At 61.3% G+C, this 17648-nt stretch carries 14 protein-coding genes; 6 read left to right on the top strand and 8 right to left on the bottom strand.

All coding sequences use genetic code 11. The features are described 5' to 3' along the window. The first annotated feature begins 193 nt into the window (after positions 1–193). A complete protein-coding gene (locus tag BJ917_RS17725) occupies positions 194–2128 on the top strand; it encodes an ATP-dependent DNA helicase RecQ (protein ID WP_121103959.1) in 1935 nt (644 codons plus the stop codon). Between the two features lie 91 nt (positions 2129–2219). Continuing rightward, positions 2220–2651, top strand: coding sequence for an acyl-CoA thioesterase (locus BJ917_RS17720; RefSeq protein ID WP_372237726.1), 432 nt, complete (start codon positions 2220–2222; stop codon positions 2649–2651). Positions 2652–2715: 64 nt separating this feature from the next. Here BJ917_RS17720 and BJ917_RS17715 read toward each other — a convergent pair whose 3' ends face one another. The 4 genes from BJ917_RS17715 to BJ917_RS17700 all read right to left on the bottom strand — a co-directional run bounded on the left by BJ917_RS17715 (position 2716) and on the right by BJ917_RS17700 (position 7725). Continuing rightward, positions 2716–3201 carry a glycine zipper domain-containing protein gene (locus BJ917_RS17715; protein ID WP_096513907.1) on the bottom strand — a complete coding sequence of 162 codons (486 nt, stop codon included), beginning with the start codon at positions 3199–3201 and terminating at the stop codon, positions 2716–2718. A gap of 359 nt (positions 3202–3560) precedes the next feature. Then, positions 3561–5909 (bottom strand): FdhF/YdeP family oxidoreductase, encoded by a 2349-nt coding sequence (locus BJ917_RS17710; protein ID WP_121103958.1) that lies wholly within the window; start codon positions 5907–5909, stop codon positions 3561–3563. Then, entirely contained in the window at positions 5906–6745 is an 840-nt protein-coding gene (gene fdhD, locus BJ917_RS17705) for a formate dehydrogenase accessory sulfurtransferase FdhD (RefSeq protein WP_096513905.1), read from the bottom strand. The genes BJ917_RS17710 and fdhD overlap by 4 nt, the downstream gene beginning before the upstream one ends. 92 nt (positions 6746–6837) lie before the next feature. Further along, positions 6838–7725: a LysR family transcriptional regulator gene (locus tag BJ917_RS17700; protein ID WP_096513904.1), complete on the bottom strand. Its 888-nt coding sequence runs from the start codon at positions 7723–7725 to the stop codon at positions 6838–6840. A gap of 136 nt (positions 7726–7861) precedes the next feature. On the opposite strand from BJ917_RS17700, the gene lysM reads away from it, so the two are divergent. Further along, positions 7862–8302: a peptidoglycan-binding protein LysM gene (gene lysM, locus BJ917_RS17695; RefSeq protein WP_121103957.1), complete on the top strand. Its 441-nt coding sequence runs from the start codon at positions 7862–7864 to the stop codon at positions 8300–8302. 121 nt (positions 8303–8423) lie between these two features. Here lysM and yrfG read toward each other — a convergent pair whose 3' ends face one another. Continuing rightward, positions 8424–9086, bottom strand: a complete 663-nt coding sequence (gene yrfG / locus BJ917_RS17690) for a GMP/IMP nucleotidase (protein WP_121103956.1) — start codon at positions 9084–9086, stop codon at positions 8424–8426. A gap of 92 nt (positions 9087–9178) precedes the next feature. Between yrfG and nudE the strand changes: the two genes are divergently transcribed. Both nudE and cysQ read left to right on the top strand, forming a co-directional pair. Next, entirely contained in the window at positions 9179–9745 is a 567-nt protein-coding gene (gene nudE / locus BJ917_RS17685) for an ADP compounds hydrolase NudE (RefSeq protein WP_096513901.1), read from the top strand. Beyond that, positions 9742–10569, top strand: coding sequence for a 3'(2'),5'-bisphosphate nucleotidase CysQ (cysQ, locus tag BJ917_RS17680; RefSeq protein WP_121103955.1), 828 nt, complete (start codon positions 9742–9744; stop codon positions 10567–10569). The genes nudE and cysQ overlap by 4 nt, the downstream gene beginning before the upstream one ends. A 66-nt stretch (positions 10570–10635) precedes the next feature. Here cysQ and BJ917_RS17675 read toward each other — a convergent pair whose 3' ends face one another. Genes BJ917_RS17675 through BJ917_RS17665 form a run of 3 tightly spaced genes read right to left on the bottom strand, consistent with a single transcriptional unit; the run spans position 10636 to position 14328 of the window. Then, complete coding sequence (locus BJ917_RS17675) at positions 10636–11091, bottom strand: thioesterase domain-containing protein (protein ID WP_096513899.1); 456 nt, start codon at positions 11089–11091, stop codon at positions 10636–10638. 37 nt (positions 11092–11128) lie between these two features. Next, a complete protein-coding gene (locus tag BJ917_RS17670) occupies positions 11129–12523 on the bottom strand; it encodes a sigma-54 dependent transcriptional regulator (protein ID WP_121103954.1) in 1395 nt (464 codons plus the stop codon). After that, positions 12520–14328: an ATP-binding protein gene (locus tag BJ917_RS17665; RefSeq protein ID WP_121103953.1), complete on the bottom strand. Its 1809-nt coding sequence runs from the start codon at positions 14326–14328 to the stop codon at positions 12520–12522. The genes BJ917_RS17670 and BJ917_RS17665 overlap by 4 nt, the downstream gene beginning before the upstream one ends. A gap of 179 nt (positions 14329–14507) precedes the next feature. On the opposite strand from BJ917_RS17665, the gene BJ917_RS17660 reads away from it, so the two are divergent. Beyond that, a complete protein-coding gene (locus BJ917_RS17660) occupies positions 14508–17420 on the top strand; it encodes an aminotransferase (protein WP_121103952.1) in 2913 nt (970 codons plus the stop codon). Positions 17421–17648: the final 228 nt, after the last annotated feature.

Genomic DNA, 17648 nt, shown 5'->3' with positions numbered 1-17648 from the left:
TGGTGAGGACTATCTGTGGGAGCGAGCCTGCTCGCGAAAGCGGTCTGCCGGTTAGCCAATCTCCCAAGCCTTGCCATCCCTCCAAGCCATCCGCTGTATCATCCCGTATCGTTTTTTGCCCCGACCTTTTCTCGACTCGCTGCCATCGCCAACTAGGCTTTGCCCATCGCAGCGGTCAACGGAGTGACAGCTTATGCACAACACCCTGGAACAGGTTTTCGGTTATCCACAGTTTCGACCCGGTCAGGAGAGAGCAGTCAGCGCGGTGCTGGCCGGGCGTTCGGCGGCGGCGATTTTCCCCACCGGCTCCGGTAAATCCCTGTGCTATCAGCTACCGGCGGTGATGCTGCCGCACCTGACGCTGGTGGTTTCGCCGCTGTTGGCGTTGATGCAGGACCAGTTGGCGTTCCTGCAGCGCCACGGCATTGCGGCGGGCAGTATCGATTCGGCGCAGAGCCGCGATGACGCCAGTGATGTCATGGCCCGTGCCAGGTCCGGCGAATTGAAGATTTTGATGATTTCCGTGGAGCGCCTGAAGAACGAACGCTTCCGCAATTTTTTGCAGCAGGTGCCGATCTCGCTGCTGGTGGTGGACGAGGCGCACTGCATTTCGGAGTGGGGCCACAACTTCCGCCCGGATTACCTCAAGCTTCCGGACTACCAGCGCGAGTTCAACATCCCTCAGGTTCTACTGCTAACGGCCACCGCGACGCCAAAAGTCATTGCCGACATGCAGGCCAAATTCTCCATCGCTGCCGAAGATGTGGTGACCACCGGTTTCTACCGGCCGAACCTCAATCTATGGGTCGAGCCCGTGCGTGGGCAGGACAAACGTCGACGCCTCGTCGAATGGATGGGCGAGCGCCCCGGCCAGCCGAGCATCGTCTACGTCACCCTGCAAAAAACCGCCGAACAGATCGCCGAGCACTTGAGCCGCAATGGTATTCAGGCCGAGGCCTATCACGCCGGCTTACCCCACGATCAGCGCGACGGCATCCAGAAACGCTTCATGGCCGGGCAGTCCAATTGCATTGTTGCCACTATCGCGTTCGGCATGGGCATCGACAAGAGCGACATCCGTAACGTGGTGCATTTCGACCTGCCCAAGTCCATCGAAAATTACAGCCAGGAAATCGGTCGTGCCGGGCGTGACGGGCAACCGTCCGACTGCCTGGTACTGGCCAATCGCGACAGCCTCAACGTGCTGGAAAACTTCGTCTACGGCGATACGCCTGAGCGCGATGGCATACGCCGTGTGCTCGATGAGCTGCAAGCTTGTGCGCCTGAAGGGCAGTGGGAGTTTCTGCTGGGGCCGCTGGCGGACAACAGCAATATTCGGCAACTCCCGCTCAAAACCTTGCTGGTGCAGCTGGAGTTGCGCGCAATCATCGCCCCGCGTTATGCCTACTACGCTGAGTACCGTTTCAAATATTTGCTGGAGCCGGAGGAACTGCTGGCCCGTTTCGAAGGCGAGCGCAGGGACTTCGTCGCGGCCATCATCCAGACCTCCAGCCGTGCGCGGACCTGGGCCACGGTGAATTTCGAGGCGTTGTACGAGCAGCATCAGGCTGAGCGCAACCGGGTGGTCAAGGCGCTGGATTACTTCCAGGAGAAGGGGTGGGTGGAGCTTGAAAGCAAGCTGATGACAGAGGTCTACAGCCTGCTGCAATCGGACTTTGACGGCGCCGCACTGAGCGGGGAACTGCATGCTTACTTTGTTCGTCATGAGCAAACCGAAATCGCACGAATCCACGCCATGCTCGATCTGTTCGCCACCGACCATTGCCTGGGCTATCGCCTGGCCGAGTACTTCGGCGACGAAAATGCGCCCCGACAGTGTGGGCATTGTTCGGTATGCCATGGGCAAGTGGCGCGACTGCCAGAGCCTCCGGCATTACAGGCCCTTGTGGATAAGAATTTCGAGGCGTTGTGCGGTAATTTTATCCACAGGCATGAGCAGCACACCGGCAGCGTGCCTTCAGCCGAGCGCGTGACACGGTTTCTGTGCGGGATCAGCGTGCCGCTGTTCACCAGGCTCAAGGTGCGGACGATTTCCGGGTATGCGTCGTTGGAGGATTATCCGTATGCCAAGGTGCGCGCGTGGGCCGAACAGCATTTAGCGGGCTGAAACCCGATCAATGTAGGAGCGAGCTTGCTCGCGATGGGCGCAACGCGGTTTGCGCAATAAACTGGCCATTCAATCTCAGGAACCGACACTGATGTCCAACCCGATGCCCCTACGCACCGACTACCCGCATTTCCAACCCATCACCACCCGTTGGCATGACAACGACGCCTACGGTCACGTCAACAACGTTACCTACTACAGCTTTTTCGACACGGCAGTGAACACCTACCTGATCGAAGTCGGCGGCCTGGATATCCATGATGGTGAGGTGGTGGGGTTCGTGGTGAGTTCGGCGTGCGATTACTTCGCTTCCATCGCGTTCCCGGATCGGATCGAAATCGGGCTGCGGGTGGGCAAGCTGGGCAACAGCTCAGTGCAGTATGAATTGGCGGTGTTCAAGCAGGGCGAAGACGAGGCCTGTGCAGCGGGGCGTTTCGTGCATGTGTTTGTTGACCGTGCGTCGAATCAGCCGGTGGCGATTCCGAGCGGGTTGCGTGGGGCTTTGGAACGTTTGGTGGTTTAGACCGGGCAAAAAAAATCGCAGCCCGAGGGCTGCGATTTTTTACCTGCGCGCGACACCGTTATGGTTAGTCGCGGTGGCGCCAGTATTTGTGGTGCTTGTGGTGGCCATAGTGGTGACCACGGTCATGACGATAGTCGTCACGGTAGTAGCGACGGTCCCCACGACGACCATCATTGTCGTCTTCATCATCGGCCTTGGTGCCCATGTAGTTACCCAGCGCGCCACCGGCGCCGCCGCCTGCCGCGGAGCCGATCAGGCTGCCGGTGGTGCCGCCCATGCTGCGGCCGACCACGTTACCGCCTGCTGCGCCTAGTGCACCACCAATGGCGGCTTCGCCACGGCTGTGTTTGTTTGCGCCGACTGCGCTACCACCCGCACCACCCAGGGCTGCGCCGATGGTTGAACCGGTATTGCCGCCAAGTGACTGGCCGACGACTGAGCCTAAAACCCCGCCCAATGCGCCGCCCACACCTGCTTCGGTGTTGCCGCCAGCGGACGCCATGCCACTGACCAGGCCAAGGGACAACAAGAGAATCGAGGAGAACTTCATGGGGGAACCTCAAGGGGATGACGGCGCGATCCTGAGGCTCTGGGATGGGCGTGACAATCGAAATCCGACGAGTAACACGACTTGAGCACATTTCTATAAGTTGCTGTTTTTTGGGCGGAACTTAAGTGTTTTTCGCCGGTCTTTAGCTACTTCGGATTGGCCGTTTTTGTGAAAAAACGGCCTTTTTTGTGGGCGTTTGAAAATGCTTTGACAGTGCCACTACCTGAGGTGTTTCGTCCGACGCCATCGCGAGCAGGCTCGCCCCCACAGTGGATCTTAGTCGAACACAAATACTGTGTTCACTGAAGAACTAATGTGGGAGCGAGCCTGCTCGCGAAGAGGCCAAACCGGATGCCGCGTTAAGCCGATTTAGCGAGGATCAACCCACTCTCACTCGCCGCTTCCAGTCGGATCGCCACGAACTTCGAGGTCGGTGTATGGCTGCCATCCCCGGTGCTTTCCAGGGGTATCAGCGGATTCACTTCCGGATAGTACGCGGCTGCTTGCCCGGCCGGGATATCAAACGCCAGCAGTGTGAAGCCTTTCACCCGACGCTCGACGCCATCGTCCCAGATCGACACGATGTCAGCCTTCTGCCCCGGCTTGAAGCCCAGGCGAATGATGTCGGCTTCATTGACGAATATCACATCACGCTGACCTTTCACCCCACGATAACGATCGTTGAGACCATAGATGGTGGTGTTGTACTGATCGTGGGAGCGCATCGATTGCATGATCAGATCCGGCAGCACACCGGTGGCGCGAGTGCGTTCGTGCACCAGGTCCTTGGGCAGTGAGTTCGGGCGGAAATTGGCCCGGCCTGACGCGGTGTTCCACTGGCGAGCGCCGGCACTGTTGCCCAGGTAAAAACCGCCCGGGTTCTTGAGCTTTTGGTTGAAGTCCTTGAAGCCGGGAATGGTGTCGGCAATCAGGTCGCGGATGCGGCGGTAGTCGGCCACCAGCCAGTTCCAGTCGACCGGGTGGCTGCCCAGGGTGGCTGCGGCGATACCGGCAAGAATCGCAGGCTCCGAGCGCATCTGGTTCGACAGCGGCTCCAACTGGCCGTTGGAGGCGTGGACCATGCTGAACGAGTCTTCGACGGTCACCGCTTGAGGGCCTTCGGTTTGCCGGTCGATATCGGTCCGGCCCAGGCATGGCAGGATCAGGGCGTCCTTACCGTGGGCCAGATGGCTGCGGTTGAGCTTGGTGCTGATCTGCACTGTCAGGTCGCAATTGCTCAGGGCCTGGAAGGTTCGTGGGCTATCAGGGGTGGCTTGGGCGAAGTTGCCGCCGAGGGCGATGAACACTTTTGCCCGACCTTCGGCCATGGCGTGGATCGCCTCGACCACGTTGTGACCGTTTTCACGGGGGACCTTGAACTGGAAGCGACGCTCCAGCGCATCGAGGAACGCCACCGGCGGACGTTCGTTGATGCCCATGGTTCGGTCGCCCTGCACGTTACTGTGACCACGTACCGGGCACAGGCCCGCGCCCGGCCGGCCGATGTTGCCGCGCAGCAGTTGCAGGTTGGCGATTTCCTGGATGGTCGCCACCGAGTGGCGATGCTGGGTGATGCCCATGGCCCAGCACATGATGACGTTCTTGCTCTTGGCGTACATGCTTGCCGCTTGCTCGATCTCGACCAGGGTCAGGCCCGATTGCTCGACGATCTGCTCCCACGAGGTCTGGTCGATCACGGCCAGATAGTCGAGCACGTTGACACTGTGTTCGTTAAGGAAGGCGTGATCGAACACCGCCGGGGCGCCTGCCTTCTGCGCGTCACGCTCCCATTGCAGCAGGAACTTGGCCATGCCGCGCATCACCGCCATGTCACCCCCCAGTGCAGGACGGAAGTAGGCGGTGTTGGTTGGCTTGTCGCCGTTGGTGAGCATTTCGATCGGGTGCTGCGGGTGCTGGAAACGTTCCAGGCCACGTTCTTTGAGCGGGTTGATGCACACCACTTGCGCGCCGCGTTTGACGGCTTCACGCAGCGGCTCGAGCATCCGTGGGTGGTTGGTGCCGGGGTTCTGGCCCCAGACGAAAATCGCATCGGCGTGTTCGAAGTCATCGAAGGTCACGGTGCCTTTGCCAACCCCAACACTCTGCGACAACGCAACACCGCTGGCCTCGTGGCACATGTTCGAGCAGTCGGGGAAGTTGTTGGTGCCATAGGCGCGCACGAACAATTGATAGAGGAACGCCGCTTCGTTGCTGGCCCGTCCCGAGGTGTAGAACTCGGCCTGATCCGGGCTCGACAGACCCTGCAAATGTTTGGCGATCAAAGAGAATGCTGCGTCCCAGCTGATCGGCTTGTAGCGATCGGTTTCGGCGTCATAGCTCATGGGCTCGGTGATCCGGCCCTGATATTCGAGCCAGTAGTCGCTCTGTTCCAGCAAGGAGGTGACGCTATGTCTGGCAAAGAATGCCGCATCGACACGCCGTTTGGTCGCTTCCCAGTTCACCGCTTTGGCGCCGTTCTCGCAGAACGCCACCATGCCGCCTTCCAGCGAATCGCCCCAGGCGCAACCCGGGCAGTCGAAGCCGCCGTTCTTGTTGGTCTTGAGCATCATGCGCAGGTTCTTCAGCGCGTTGTCACTGGTCAACCAGGCGTGGGCGACACTGATCAGGGCGCCCCAGCCACCGGCTGCGCCTTTGTAGGGCTTGTAGCGGGGGACGGGTGTCTGGTCGGCTTGACGATGTTGACTCACGCTTGATTCTCCAAAGCCGGGCTGTAGACCCGCGGCGCATTCTTTTGTGGCAGATGGATGAGATTGAGGTTGTGACGACGGGCCCATTGCACGGCAAGGCCCGTGGGCGACGACAGGCTGACAAGGGTCTGGATGCCGGCGCGTAAGACTTTCTGGATCAGTTCGAGGCTGCAACGGCTGGTGACGATCACCAGTCCGCCAGTGGTCGGGATGTTGCGACGGATCAGTCCGCCGATCAGCTTATCGAGGGCGTTGTGCCGGCCGATGTCTTCACGACCCAGCAACAACTCACCTTTGTCGTTCATGAACACCGCCGCGTGCACCGCGCCGCTGTACTGGCCCAGCGGCTGGAACGCGCCGATACGCTGGCGCAGGCCGTCGAGCCACTCGGCAGGCGGCAGTGGCGCCCCGGGCAACACCTTGAGGTCCGGCAACGCTTGCTCGACCGCTTCCACGCCGCAGAGCCCGCAACCGCTGGTGCCAGCCAGTTGCCGACGCTGCTGCTTGAGGTTCCAGAACGCACGGTTGGCGATGGTCACTTGCGCATATTGCGCCGACCCCGAACCGCTGAGTTGCAGGTCATAGATATCAGTGGCGTCCTGGATAATGCCGCTGCCCAGGCTGAATCCGACGATAAAGTCTTCCAGGTCCGTGGGTGTGATCAGCATGACTGCCTGGCTGATGCCGTTATAGGCAATCGCCAACGCCACTTCCTCGGCCAGCGCAGTGCTGTCCGATTCGGAGCATTCAAGGTTGCTGTAGCTGTAGGTCTGGCTGGCAGCAGGCGCAGGCGTTTCGAGGGCAGGCGCCTCGCAGGCAGGGCGCTTGGCGTTCATGGCATCACCGACGGATTGATCAGCTTTAAGACTAGGCGCGTCAACTTGTCGCGTCTAATCGCTAATACTGATCTACCGATAGATGCCGTCGATCAATTGCCCGCCAACGATTGTTGAAAAATCGCGAAGCACGCCTCTGCCAGCGCCGAACGTGGCGCGCTGCGACGCATGATCAGCCCCAGCCGGCCAAGGGTCTGGGCGTTTTCGATCGGCTGCAGGCGCAAATGATCAGTCAGGCTTTCCAGACCACCCTCCAGTGGCATCACGGCGCAGCACAAGCCGCCGTGCACGGCTTGTAGAAGTTGATGCACCGCATCGGTCTGCAACAACGGCTCTGGGGTGAGGCCACGGCTGTGAAAGTTATGGTCGATGGATTGGCGGAAATGCATGCCGCTGGTGAGCATGCCCAGCGGCAGCTCGATCAACGATTCCCAACTCAGCGGCGCGTCGCCAAAGGTGAAGAAGCGCTGATCGTAAAGCAGGCCCATGCGGGTTTCGTTGAAGGTGAGTGAGTCGAAGCGTTCGGCATCCAGACGTTCGAGGTACGACACGCCGAGATCCAGGCGATTGTTCGCCAATTGTTCAAGGATCTGCTCCGAGCTCAGCGCCGACAATTCGAAGCGCAGGTTGGGGTGCTCTGCGTGCAGGCGCTGCAACAGCGGCAGTGGGTCGAAGCTCGACAGCGGCACCACGCCCAAGCGCAAGGTGCCGACCAGATTGCCGCGACAGGCCGCCGCCTCGGCGTACAAGCCGTCATAGGCTGCCAGCACGGTGCGGGCCCAGGCCAGTACCCGTTCCCCCGGCGCGGTGAAGCCCTCGAAGCGTTGTCCACGATTGACCAGCGGCAGATCGAGTTCTTCTTCGAGGTTACGCAGGCGCATGGACAGGGTCGGCTGGGTAATGTGGCAGCGCGCGGCGGCCTGGCCGAAATGCCGGGTTTCATCGAGAGCGATGAGGAATTTCAGCTGCTTGATGTCCATCTTCGCTCCAGGGTGCGGAAATGTGCGGATTCTATCGTTCGGAGGGAAGCGGCGTCATTGGTCGGGTTCGAGCCGCGTTAGGCCTCCGTGGTCTAGGCTTTTGCGTCTGGAACCTGAAACCCAAGGAGAATGCACCATGAGTCTTTTGAGCTTTGTGAAAGAAGCAGGCGAAAAACTGCTGGATTTGCTGACGCCGGGAAACGCGAATGCCAGCGAACAGTTGAAGGAACACATCAGCAAGGTCGGCCTGGGTAATCCGAATGTGCAGGCGACGGTCGATGGCGACAAAGTCACCGTGACGGGTGAAGTGGCAAGCCAGGAAGAAAAAGAAAAGATCCTGCTGGCCGTGGGCAACATTGCCGGGGTTGGTAGCGTGGATGATCAAATCACCGTGACCGGCCCGGTGGTCGTGGCCGCGAAATTTGTCGTCGTTGAGAAGGGCGACACCCTCAGCGCCATTTCCCTGCGTGTGTATGGCAATGCCAATCTGTACAACAAAATCTTCGAGGCCAACAAACCGATGCTCAAGGATGTGAACAAGATTTATCCGGGGCAGTCGTTGCGCATTCCTGAATAAGACTCCAAACCGTGTGATGGCCTTCGCGGGCAAGCCACGCTCCCACAGGGTCAATGTCGTTCGCGAAGACGGCACAGATCCTGTGGGAGCGCGGCTTGCCCGCGATGCAGGCGCCTCGGTCTCATAGCCCGGCAATCAAATCCCGATAATCCCTCACCGCCGCAAACTCCGCCGTGTCCTTCGGCCCCTGCCGGCTGTCCGGTTCGCTCACGGCCAACAGGTGCGCCACGCCAAAATTCCGTGCACTGCGCAGGATCGGCAAGGTGTCATCGATAAACAGGCTACGCGCCGGGTTGAAGTCGATGTCGGCGTGCAATGCGTCCCAGAATTGCGGGTTTTCCTTGGGGAAACCGTAGTCGTGGGAGCTGATCAAGCGCTCGAAGTAGGGCGCCAGTTCGACTTTTTCCAGCTTCAACGACAATGAATCACGGTGAGCGTTGGTGATCAGCACCACGCGTTTACCGGCTCGCTTGATCGCCGCCAGAAAGGTATCTGCGTCCGGACGCAGGGCGATCAGGTGGGCGGTTTCCAGTTTCAGTTCACGCACGGGCAGATTCAGTTCGGCACTCCAGAAATCCAGGCAGTACCACTGCAACTGCCCGGCGTGGCGCTCGAACAACGGCTTCAACTCCAGCTCGGCCATGACCCGGCTGACCCCATGCAGTTCGGCATAGCGCTGGGGCAAGTGCTCCAGCCAGAAATGGTTGTCGAAGTGCAGATCCAACAGCGTGCCGTCCATGTCCAGCAGAACGGTGTCGATGTCGTGCCAGGGCAGCGGGGACATAAAAAACTTCTCCAGCGGTAAAAAAGGTATCCGAGGTAAACATTCAGGATAGGCCGGGTATAGTAACCCGCTAACGCCCAGGAGCCTCTTTCATGCGCCAGAAACCCACCATCCTCGCCCGCGAGATCGTCGCCACCAGCCGTTTATTCTGCGTGGAGGAGCTGAAATTGCGTTTTTCCAATGGCGTGGAGCGCACCTATGAGCGGTTGGTCGGCAAAGGCGCCGGGTATGGCGCGGTGATGATCGTGGCGATGCTCGATGCGGATCATGCGGTGCTGGTCGAGGAATATTGCGGCGGAACCGATGAATACGAACTGTCGCTGCCCAAAGGCCTGATCGAGCCCGGCGAAGACGTGCTGGCAGCGGCGGAGCGTGAGCTCAAGGAAGAGGCCGGGTTTGGCGCACGGCAGCTTGAACACTTGACGGAACTGTCGTTGTCCCCCGGCTACATGAGCCAGAAAATCCAGGTGGTGCTGGCCACCGATCTGTACGAAGAGCGCCTGGAGGGTGACGAGCCGGAGCCGATGGGTCAGGGCAAGGTCAACCTGCGCGAGCTGTCGGCGCTGGCGCAAAACCCGCAATTCACCGAAGGCCGTGCCTTGGCGGCGTTGTATCTGGCCCGCGATCTGCTGACCCAGCGCGGGGTGTTTCTGCCATGAATTTTCCGCACCCCTTGATGACCCCGGTGGTCGAGCTGGCCTTAAAGGCGGGTGAAGCGATTTTACCGTTCTGGCGCACGGGTACCGCCGTCACCGCCAAGGCTGACGACTCGCCTGTCACCGCCGCCGACCTGGCCGCCCATCACCTGATTCTGGCCGGGCTGACAGCGCTGGACCCGAGTATCCCGGTGCTGTCCGAAGAAGACGCCAACATTCCTCAGGGCGTACGCGCCGGGTGGCAGCGTTGGTGGCTGGTTGACCCGCTGGACGGCACCAAGGAATTCATCTCCGGCAGCGAAGAGTTCACCGTCAACATCGCGCTTATCGAGCAGGGACGCGTGGTATTTGGCGTCGTTTCGATGCCGACCAACGGGCGTTTTTATGTAGGGGGTTGCGGGTTGGGCGCGTGGCGTGGCGACAAGGGCGCCGAGCCGCTGCCGATTCAGGTTCGCGAGGTGCCGCCGACGGGTGCAGCGTTTACGGTGGTCGCCAGTCGCCGCCATTCCAGCCCGGAACAGGAACGTCTATTGGCCGGATTGAGCGCCAGCCTGGGCGAGCTGGAACTGGCGAATATCGGCAGTTCGCTGAAGTTTTGCCTGCTGGCCGAAGGCGCGGCCGATTGTTATCCGCGCCTGGCGCCGACTTCACAGTGGGACACGGCGGCGGCGCAGGGTGTGCTGGAAGGGGCGGGCGGTGAGGTGCTGGATCTGAGCGGTGCGCCATTCAGTTATCCGGCGCGGGAGTCGCTGTTGAATGAGTTTTTCCTGGCATTGCCGGCGAAGGCGGCTTGGCGCGAAAAACTTCTGGAGCTGGCGCGTTCCTGAGCCCTGCATCATTTTGTGGCGAGGGAGCAAGCTCCCTCGCCACAGGTTTCGTGTAGGTTCTGATGTTTAGCGGTGGAGGACGTACTGCCCGATAAACTTCACCGCATCCTCATCGCTGCCTGCATTCACCACCCGCGTAGGCAGGCTCAGGCGAGCACGGCCGTAACGCTGGTACATGGCCAGGAATTTCTTCCACACCTGTGCGCTCGGTGCCTGGCAAATGGCGTGTGCATCGCCCGTCACCGGCAGCGGATAGTGGATCTGCCCTTCCTGAATCACGATGTGCCCGTCCGTAATGCCTTCTTCTTTCAGGCGCAAATACAGCCAGCCCCAACCGGCCAGCACCGCGCCGCAATAAAGGCTGCCGCCGAACATGGTGCTCTTGTGGTTGACGTTGGCCTCCAGCGGCATATGCAGGCGCAGTTGATGATCGTGCCAGTCGAGCACTTTGAGGCCCATGTCCCGGGTGAGGGGAATGTCGTGGTGGAGGACGGATTCCAGTTGACGACTGTCGCGGCTCATTCAGCGGCCTCTTGTGTGGTGGATGGTTGACGTTAGCTTAATCGAGTTCGTCAGTGTGGCTGGTGGCACCGCTGTCGGCGAAGCTCAGGCCATGTTTGCGCAATTTGTCGTGCAAGGTCTTGCGTGGAATGCCAAGGGCTTCGGCGACGCTGCGCACCGAGCTGTGGGAGCGTGCCAGTTCGGCGGCAATCAGGGTTTTTTCGAAGTTTTCCACTTGCTCGCTCAGTCCGCCGCTGACCATGTCCACCCCGATGCCGGCGGCACTTTGCGCCTCACTGTTGTCCAGCGCCAGTTCCAGGCCGAGGGCAAAGCGTTCGGCGGCGTTTTGCAGTTCGCGCACGTTGCCGGGCCAGGTGTGGCGCAGCAGCAGGGCACGTTGGCCCGGTTGCAATTCATGGGGTGGCAAGCCGTGGCGGGCACTGGCCTCATCGGCAAAATGCTGGAACAGCACCAGCGCATCTTCGCCTCGTTCACGCAACGGTGGAATGCGCAGTGGCGCGACGTTCAGCCGGTAGTACAAGTCGGCGCGGAAACGCCCCTGATCAGCAGCCTGGCGCAGGTCTTCCTTGGTCGCGGCAATGATGCGGATGTCCAGCGGGATCAACTGATTGCCGCCCAGGCGTTCAACCACCCGCTCTTGCAGCAAACGCAGCAGCTTCACTTGCACGTCCAGGCTCATGCTTTCGATTTCATCGAGGAACAGCGTGCCGCCGTTGGCGAATTCGAACTTGCCGATGCGTCGCTTCTGCGCGCCCGTGAAGGCGCCCGGCTCATGACCGAACAGCTCGCTCTCGACCACCGACTCGGCCAGCGCCCCGGCGTTGATCGCCACGAACGGACCGTTGCGGCGGCTCGACAAATCATGCAGCGCCCGCGCCACCACTTCTTTGCCGGCGCCGGTTTCACCGAGAATCAACACATCGGCCTTGGTCGCCGCCAAGGCACCGATTTGTTCGCGCAGGCGCAGCATTGATGGCGATTGCCCGACCAGACGGGCGCTCAACTCATTGCGATCACTCAGGGCCAGGCGCAGGCTGCGGTTATCCAATACCAATCGGCGCAAGGCCAGGGCGCGACGGACGCTGTCGAGCAGGGCATCGCTGGCGAAGGGTTTTTCCAGAAAGTCATAAGCGCCCGCGCGCATGGCTTGCACCGCCAACGGCACGTCGCCGTGACCGGTGATCAGCAACACCGGCAGATCCGGGTCTTGAGCGTGGAGTTCCGTCAGAAGTTCGAGACCGTCCATGCCGGGCATGCGAATGTCGCTGACCACCACCCCTGGCCAATCACGTTCCAGTTGCGCGGCGAGGCCCTTGGCCTCGGCCAACGGCAGAATTTTCAGGCCAGCCAGATCGAGGGTCTGCCCCAGGGCCTGACGCAAGTGGGGATCGTCGTCGATCAACACAACCTGGATGCGATTGTCGATGGTCATGCACTTCGGTCCTCGGACGGTTGCAGGCTCACGCCCGGTGCGCCTGCGCGCAGTTTCAGGGTAATCAGGGCGCCACCCTCCTTGTGGTTGGCGAACGACAGTTCACCGCCGAAGGCGCGCATCAGGGTCTCGCAGATGGCCAACCCCAAGCCAAGCCCTTGAGTGCGGGTCTTGGTGGTGTAGAAAGGCTCGCTGGCGCGGCCAAGGGCCTCCATGCAGAAGCCGGGGCCGTTGTCGCGAATGTACAGGTTGACGCCATCGGCGCTGGCCTGGGCACTCAGCCAGAGTTTACGCGGCGGGCCTTTTTCGGTCAGGGCGTCCAGGGCGTTGGCCAGCAGGTTGCCGAGCACCTGGCGCAGTCGGGTTTCCCCGGCCTCGACCCACAAGGTGGCGGCGGGCAAATCGCGGATCAGTTCGACGTCCATGCTGCGCCGCCGCTTGGCCAGCAAGGCCAGGGCGTCGTCCAGCGCCGGTTGCAGGGCAACGCTTTCGGGCGCATGGCGATCGCGCCGGGCAAAGGCCCGCAAATGGGCGATGATCGAGGCCATGCGCCCGGTCAGTTCACTGATCAACTTCAGATTGCCGCGGGCATCGTCGGTGCGCTGGTGGTCGAGCAACACCTCCGCGTTTTCCGCGTAGCTGCGGATGGCGGCCAGTGGCTGGTTGAGTTCGTGGCTGATGCTCGCCGACATCGTCCCCAGCGCCGACAGTTTGCCGGCCTGCACCAGATCATCCTGGGCGCGCACCAGCTCTTGCTGGGCCTGCTCGCGCTCCAGCACTTCCTGTTTGAGGCGACGGTTGAGGCCTTCCAGGTCGCTGGTGCGCTCGGCGACCCGGCCTTCCAGCTCGCGCCGGGCCTTGGCTTCGAAGGCGATCCGTTCCAGGTAGTGGCGGCGGCGCTGCATCATCAGACCGAGCAACAGCATTACCACCAATAGCGTCGCACCACCGATGGCGACCACGGTGCGCACCGGGCGATCGATCAGGGTGCGTGGGGCCAGGATGCTGACGTTCCAGCCGGTTTCCGCGATCTGCTGGGTCTGGGTTAGCCAGGCATTGGGATTGAGCTTCAACGGCTTCGGTTCGCGGGTTGGATAGGGCTGGATCGCGCTGATAGCCCGGCCCTCTTCTTCACTTAGGGGGCGGGTCGAGCGAAAGCGCCATTCAGGTCGCGAGGTCAGGATGACCACGCCGTTGTGATCGGTCAGCAGCAGTTGTTCAGGGGTTTTGCCCCAGAGGCTTTCGGTGTGGTCCAGGTCGACTTTGACCACCAGCACGCCTTTGACTTTTTCGCCGTCACGCACGGCAGCGGCGAAGAAGTAACCACGTTTGGCGGATGTGGTGCCGAGTCCGAAAAACCGCCCCAGCCGTCCGGCCATGGCTTCGCTGAAATACGGCCTGAACGAAAAATTGCGTCCGACAAAACTGTCGTGCTTGTCCCAGTTGGACGCCGCCAGCGTCTTGCCCGTGGTGTCCATCAGGTAAATGACTTCGGCGCCGGTCTGGGTGCTGATGTTTTTCAGCAGGCGATTGGCATTGCCCTGGGTCACGCCATCGTCCGGCGCGCCAAGCACGGCGCGCAGGGCCGGGAGGTCGCCGAGGATCTGCGGCAACACTTCATAGCGATGCAGGGTCCCCAGCAGGTTGGCGACATAAAGGTCGAGGGTCTGACGGTTCTGCCCGGCCAGTTCGCTGCGGTAATAGCGCTCGGCCAGATGCTCCAGCGGCCACAGCAACGGTGCCAGGCACAGGGCGAGCAGGGCCAGGCTGCGCCAGCGGGGTCTGCGGGGGAGGGTCGGAGTCATGAGCATCGAGCGCCTGTGGGTACGGGCACATTATGCCTAGGCTTGTGGGCGCAGTCTGCGAACCGTTGATACGCCCCGGTTGTTCATCAGGCGAGTGAACGGGGGGTTGCGTATCGACTCGCGCAGTGGCGATATAGGCGCCTAATAAATTTAACACCTTCATAGAAGAGGTCCGTTCCATGCCGCTCGCCACGTTGATTCATCGCGCCAGTTTGCCCAGCCCGCAAGTCTCTGCGGAGCAAGCGCTTGAGCTGTTGCAGGAGCATTACGGGCTTGGCGGCAGTTTGCAGGCCTTGGGCAGCCAACAGGATCTGAATTATCGCGTCGACAGCGATCAGGGCCGTTTCGTCCTGAAAATCTGCCGGGGCGATTATTCGGCGCTGGAGTTGCAGGCCCAACATGCCGGGCTCAAGCACTTGAGCGAACACCCGCAGGTGCATGTGCCGCGAGTGATTCCCGCGAAAAACGGTGCGGACCTGCTGTCCCTGGACGTCGGCGGTCAGGCGGTGCACGTGCGCCTGCTGGATTACATCGAAGGCCAGTCCCTGACGCACCTGGATCATTTCAACCGCACAGTGGTGGCCGGTTTCGGTCGCTTGTGTGGCGAAATGGACCTCGCGCTGGAGGCATTCGACCACCCGGGGCTGGTGCGCACGCTGCAGTGGGACGCGCGCCATGCCCAGGCACTGATCGCGCATCTGCTGCCGGTCATCCAGGATGACACCCAGCGCAAACTGATCGCTGAAGCGGCGGAGCAAGCCGAGCGTCACTTGCAGCCCTTGGAAGACAAGTTGCCGATCCAGGCCATCCACATGGACATCACCGACGATAACGTGGTGTGGCAGCGCGATTCAGAGCGCCAATGGCAGTTGCAAGGCGTGATCGATTTCGGCGACCTGGTCCGTACCTGGCGTATCACCGATCTGTCGGTGACGTGCGCGGCCTTGCTGCACCACGCCGATGGCGATCCATTCTGCATTTTGCCGGCGGTGCAGGCGTATCACACGGTCAATCCCTTGCAGCGCGAAGAACTGCTGGCGCTGTGGCCGCTGATCGTCGCCCGTGCGGCGGTGTTGGTGCTCAGCGGTGAACAGCAGGTCAGTATCGATCCGGGCAACGCGTATAGCCGTGACAACCTGACCCACGAGTGGGAGATTTTCCGCGTAGCGACCTCGGTGCCGTTGGCGTTGATGGAGGCCGCGATTCTGGAATCGGTCGGCCAGCACCTGCCGGACATTTCCAGCGACGGTTTTGCACCGTTGCTGCCGAGCCTGGTGGGGCGCGAATTTGCCTTGATCGACCTCGGTGTGCTCAGCCCGCACTTCGAGGCAGGTAACTGGGAACAGGAGGGTATCGATCAGCGGCTGCTGGACGAAGCCGCCGTGGTTCACGGTCTGGCCGCCAGCCGTTACGGGCAATACCGTTTGTCCCAAACCCGCCCGGACAGCGCGGCCGAGCCAGACACCTGCCCGTTGCACGTCGAATTGCGTGTGCCCCTTGGCACGACGGTCGAGGCACCGTTTGCCGGGGTGCTGCATCAGCCGTTGCCGGGTGTGCTGCAACTGGATGGCCCGCAACTGAGCGTGCGTCTCTGGGGCGTGATGCCATCGCTGCATGTCGGCGCCGCACTGGTCAAAGGCCAGGTGCTGGGCTCGGTCGGCGGACCGCTGATCGTGCAACTGTGCCGGGGCAGGTCGTTCACCGCGCCGTTGTTTTGCACACCGACCCGCGCGCCAGCCTGGCAAGCGTTGTGCCCCTCGCCAGCGGCGCTGCTGGGTTTGGCTTGCGATGCTGAACAGGAACTCGATTCGACGACGTTGCTGGCCCGTCGCGACGCCAGTTTCGCCCGCACGCAAAAACACTATTACGTCGATCCGCCGCGCATCGAGCGGGGCTGGCGCAACCATCTGATCGACATGCAAGGCCGCTCGTACCTCGACATGCTCAACAACGTCGCGGTGCTCGGCCACGGTCATCCGCGCATGGCCGCGGTCGCCAGCCGGCAGTGGTCGTTGCTCAACACCAACTCACGGTTCAACTACGCTGCCGTGGCCGAATTTTCCGAGCGCTTGCTGAAGCTGGCGCCGGACTCGATGGACCGTGTGTTCCTGGTCAACAGCGGTAGCGAGGCCAACGACCTGGCGATCCGGCTGGCTTGGGCCTACAGCGGCGGGCGCGACATCATCAGCGTGCTCGAGGCCTATCACGGCTGGACCGTGGGCGCCGATGCGGTATCGACCTCGATTGCCGACAACCCCAGGGCGTTGGAAAGCCGCCCGGACTGGGTGCATCCCGTCACCGCGCCGAACACCTATCGAGGCGAATTCCGTGGCCCGGACAGTGCGCCGGACTATGTGCGCAGCGTCGAGCACAACCTGGCGAAAATTGCCGAACAGAAACGCCAGCTGGCAGGGTTCATCTGCGAGCCGGTGTACGGCAATGCCGGCGGTATCTCGCTGCCACCGGGTTATCTGAAAGAGGTCTATGCCAAGGTGCGCGCCCAGGGTGGCGTGTGCATCGCCGACGAAGTGCAGGTGGGCTACGGTCGCATGGGCCATTTTTTCTGGGGCTTTGAAGAGCAGGGTGTGGTGCCGGACATCATCACCATGGCCAAGGGCATGGGCAATGGCCAGCCATTGGGCGCGGTGATCACTCGCCGGGAAATCGCCGAAGCGCTGGAAGCCGAGGGTTATTTCTTCTCGTCGGCTGGCGGTAGCCCGGTCAGCTGCCAGGTCGGCATGGCGGTGCTGGATGTGATGGAAGAAGAAAATCTCTGGGAAAACGCCCAGGTCGTGGGTGGGTATTTCAAGGAGCGCCTTGAAGCACTGATCGATGTCCATCCGCTGGTGGGTGCGGTGCATGGTTCCGGTTTCTATCTGGGGGTGGAGTTGATCCGCAACCGTGAAACCCTGGAGCCGGCCACCGAGGAAACCACGGCACTGTGCAATCGCCTGCGGGACCTGGGCATCTTCATGCAACCGACGGGCGATTACCTGAACGTGCTCAAGATCAAGCCGCCGATGGTGACGTCGCGTCGGAGCGTGGATTTCTTCGTGGACATGCTGTCGAAGGTGCTTGCGGAAGACCTGTAAACAGACGCCCCTTGTGGGAGCGAGTCTGCTCGTGAAGGCGGTCGATTAGTCGGCATTGATGTTGACTGATACACCGCTTTCGCGAGCAGGCTCGCTCCCACAGAGGTTGGGGGTGTTAATTCGATTGTTATCGGGTTTTTGTGCGTATTTTAAGACGAAAGGCAAGTTGACTGCTTCAAAAGCCGATATATATCGGCTATAAAGTCGCCAATGCCAGGGCGTGGATGA

The sequence above is a fragment of the Pseudomonas sp. WPR_5_2 genome (assembly GCF_003634475.1).
GTDB lineage: Bacteria > Pseudomonadota > Gammaproteobacteria > Pseudomonadales > Pseudomonadaceae > Aquipseudomonas > Aquipseudomonas izuensis.
This window is presented reverse-complemented; position numbering and strand designations above follow the sequence as displayed.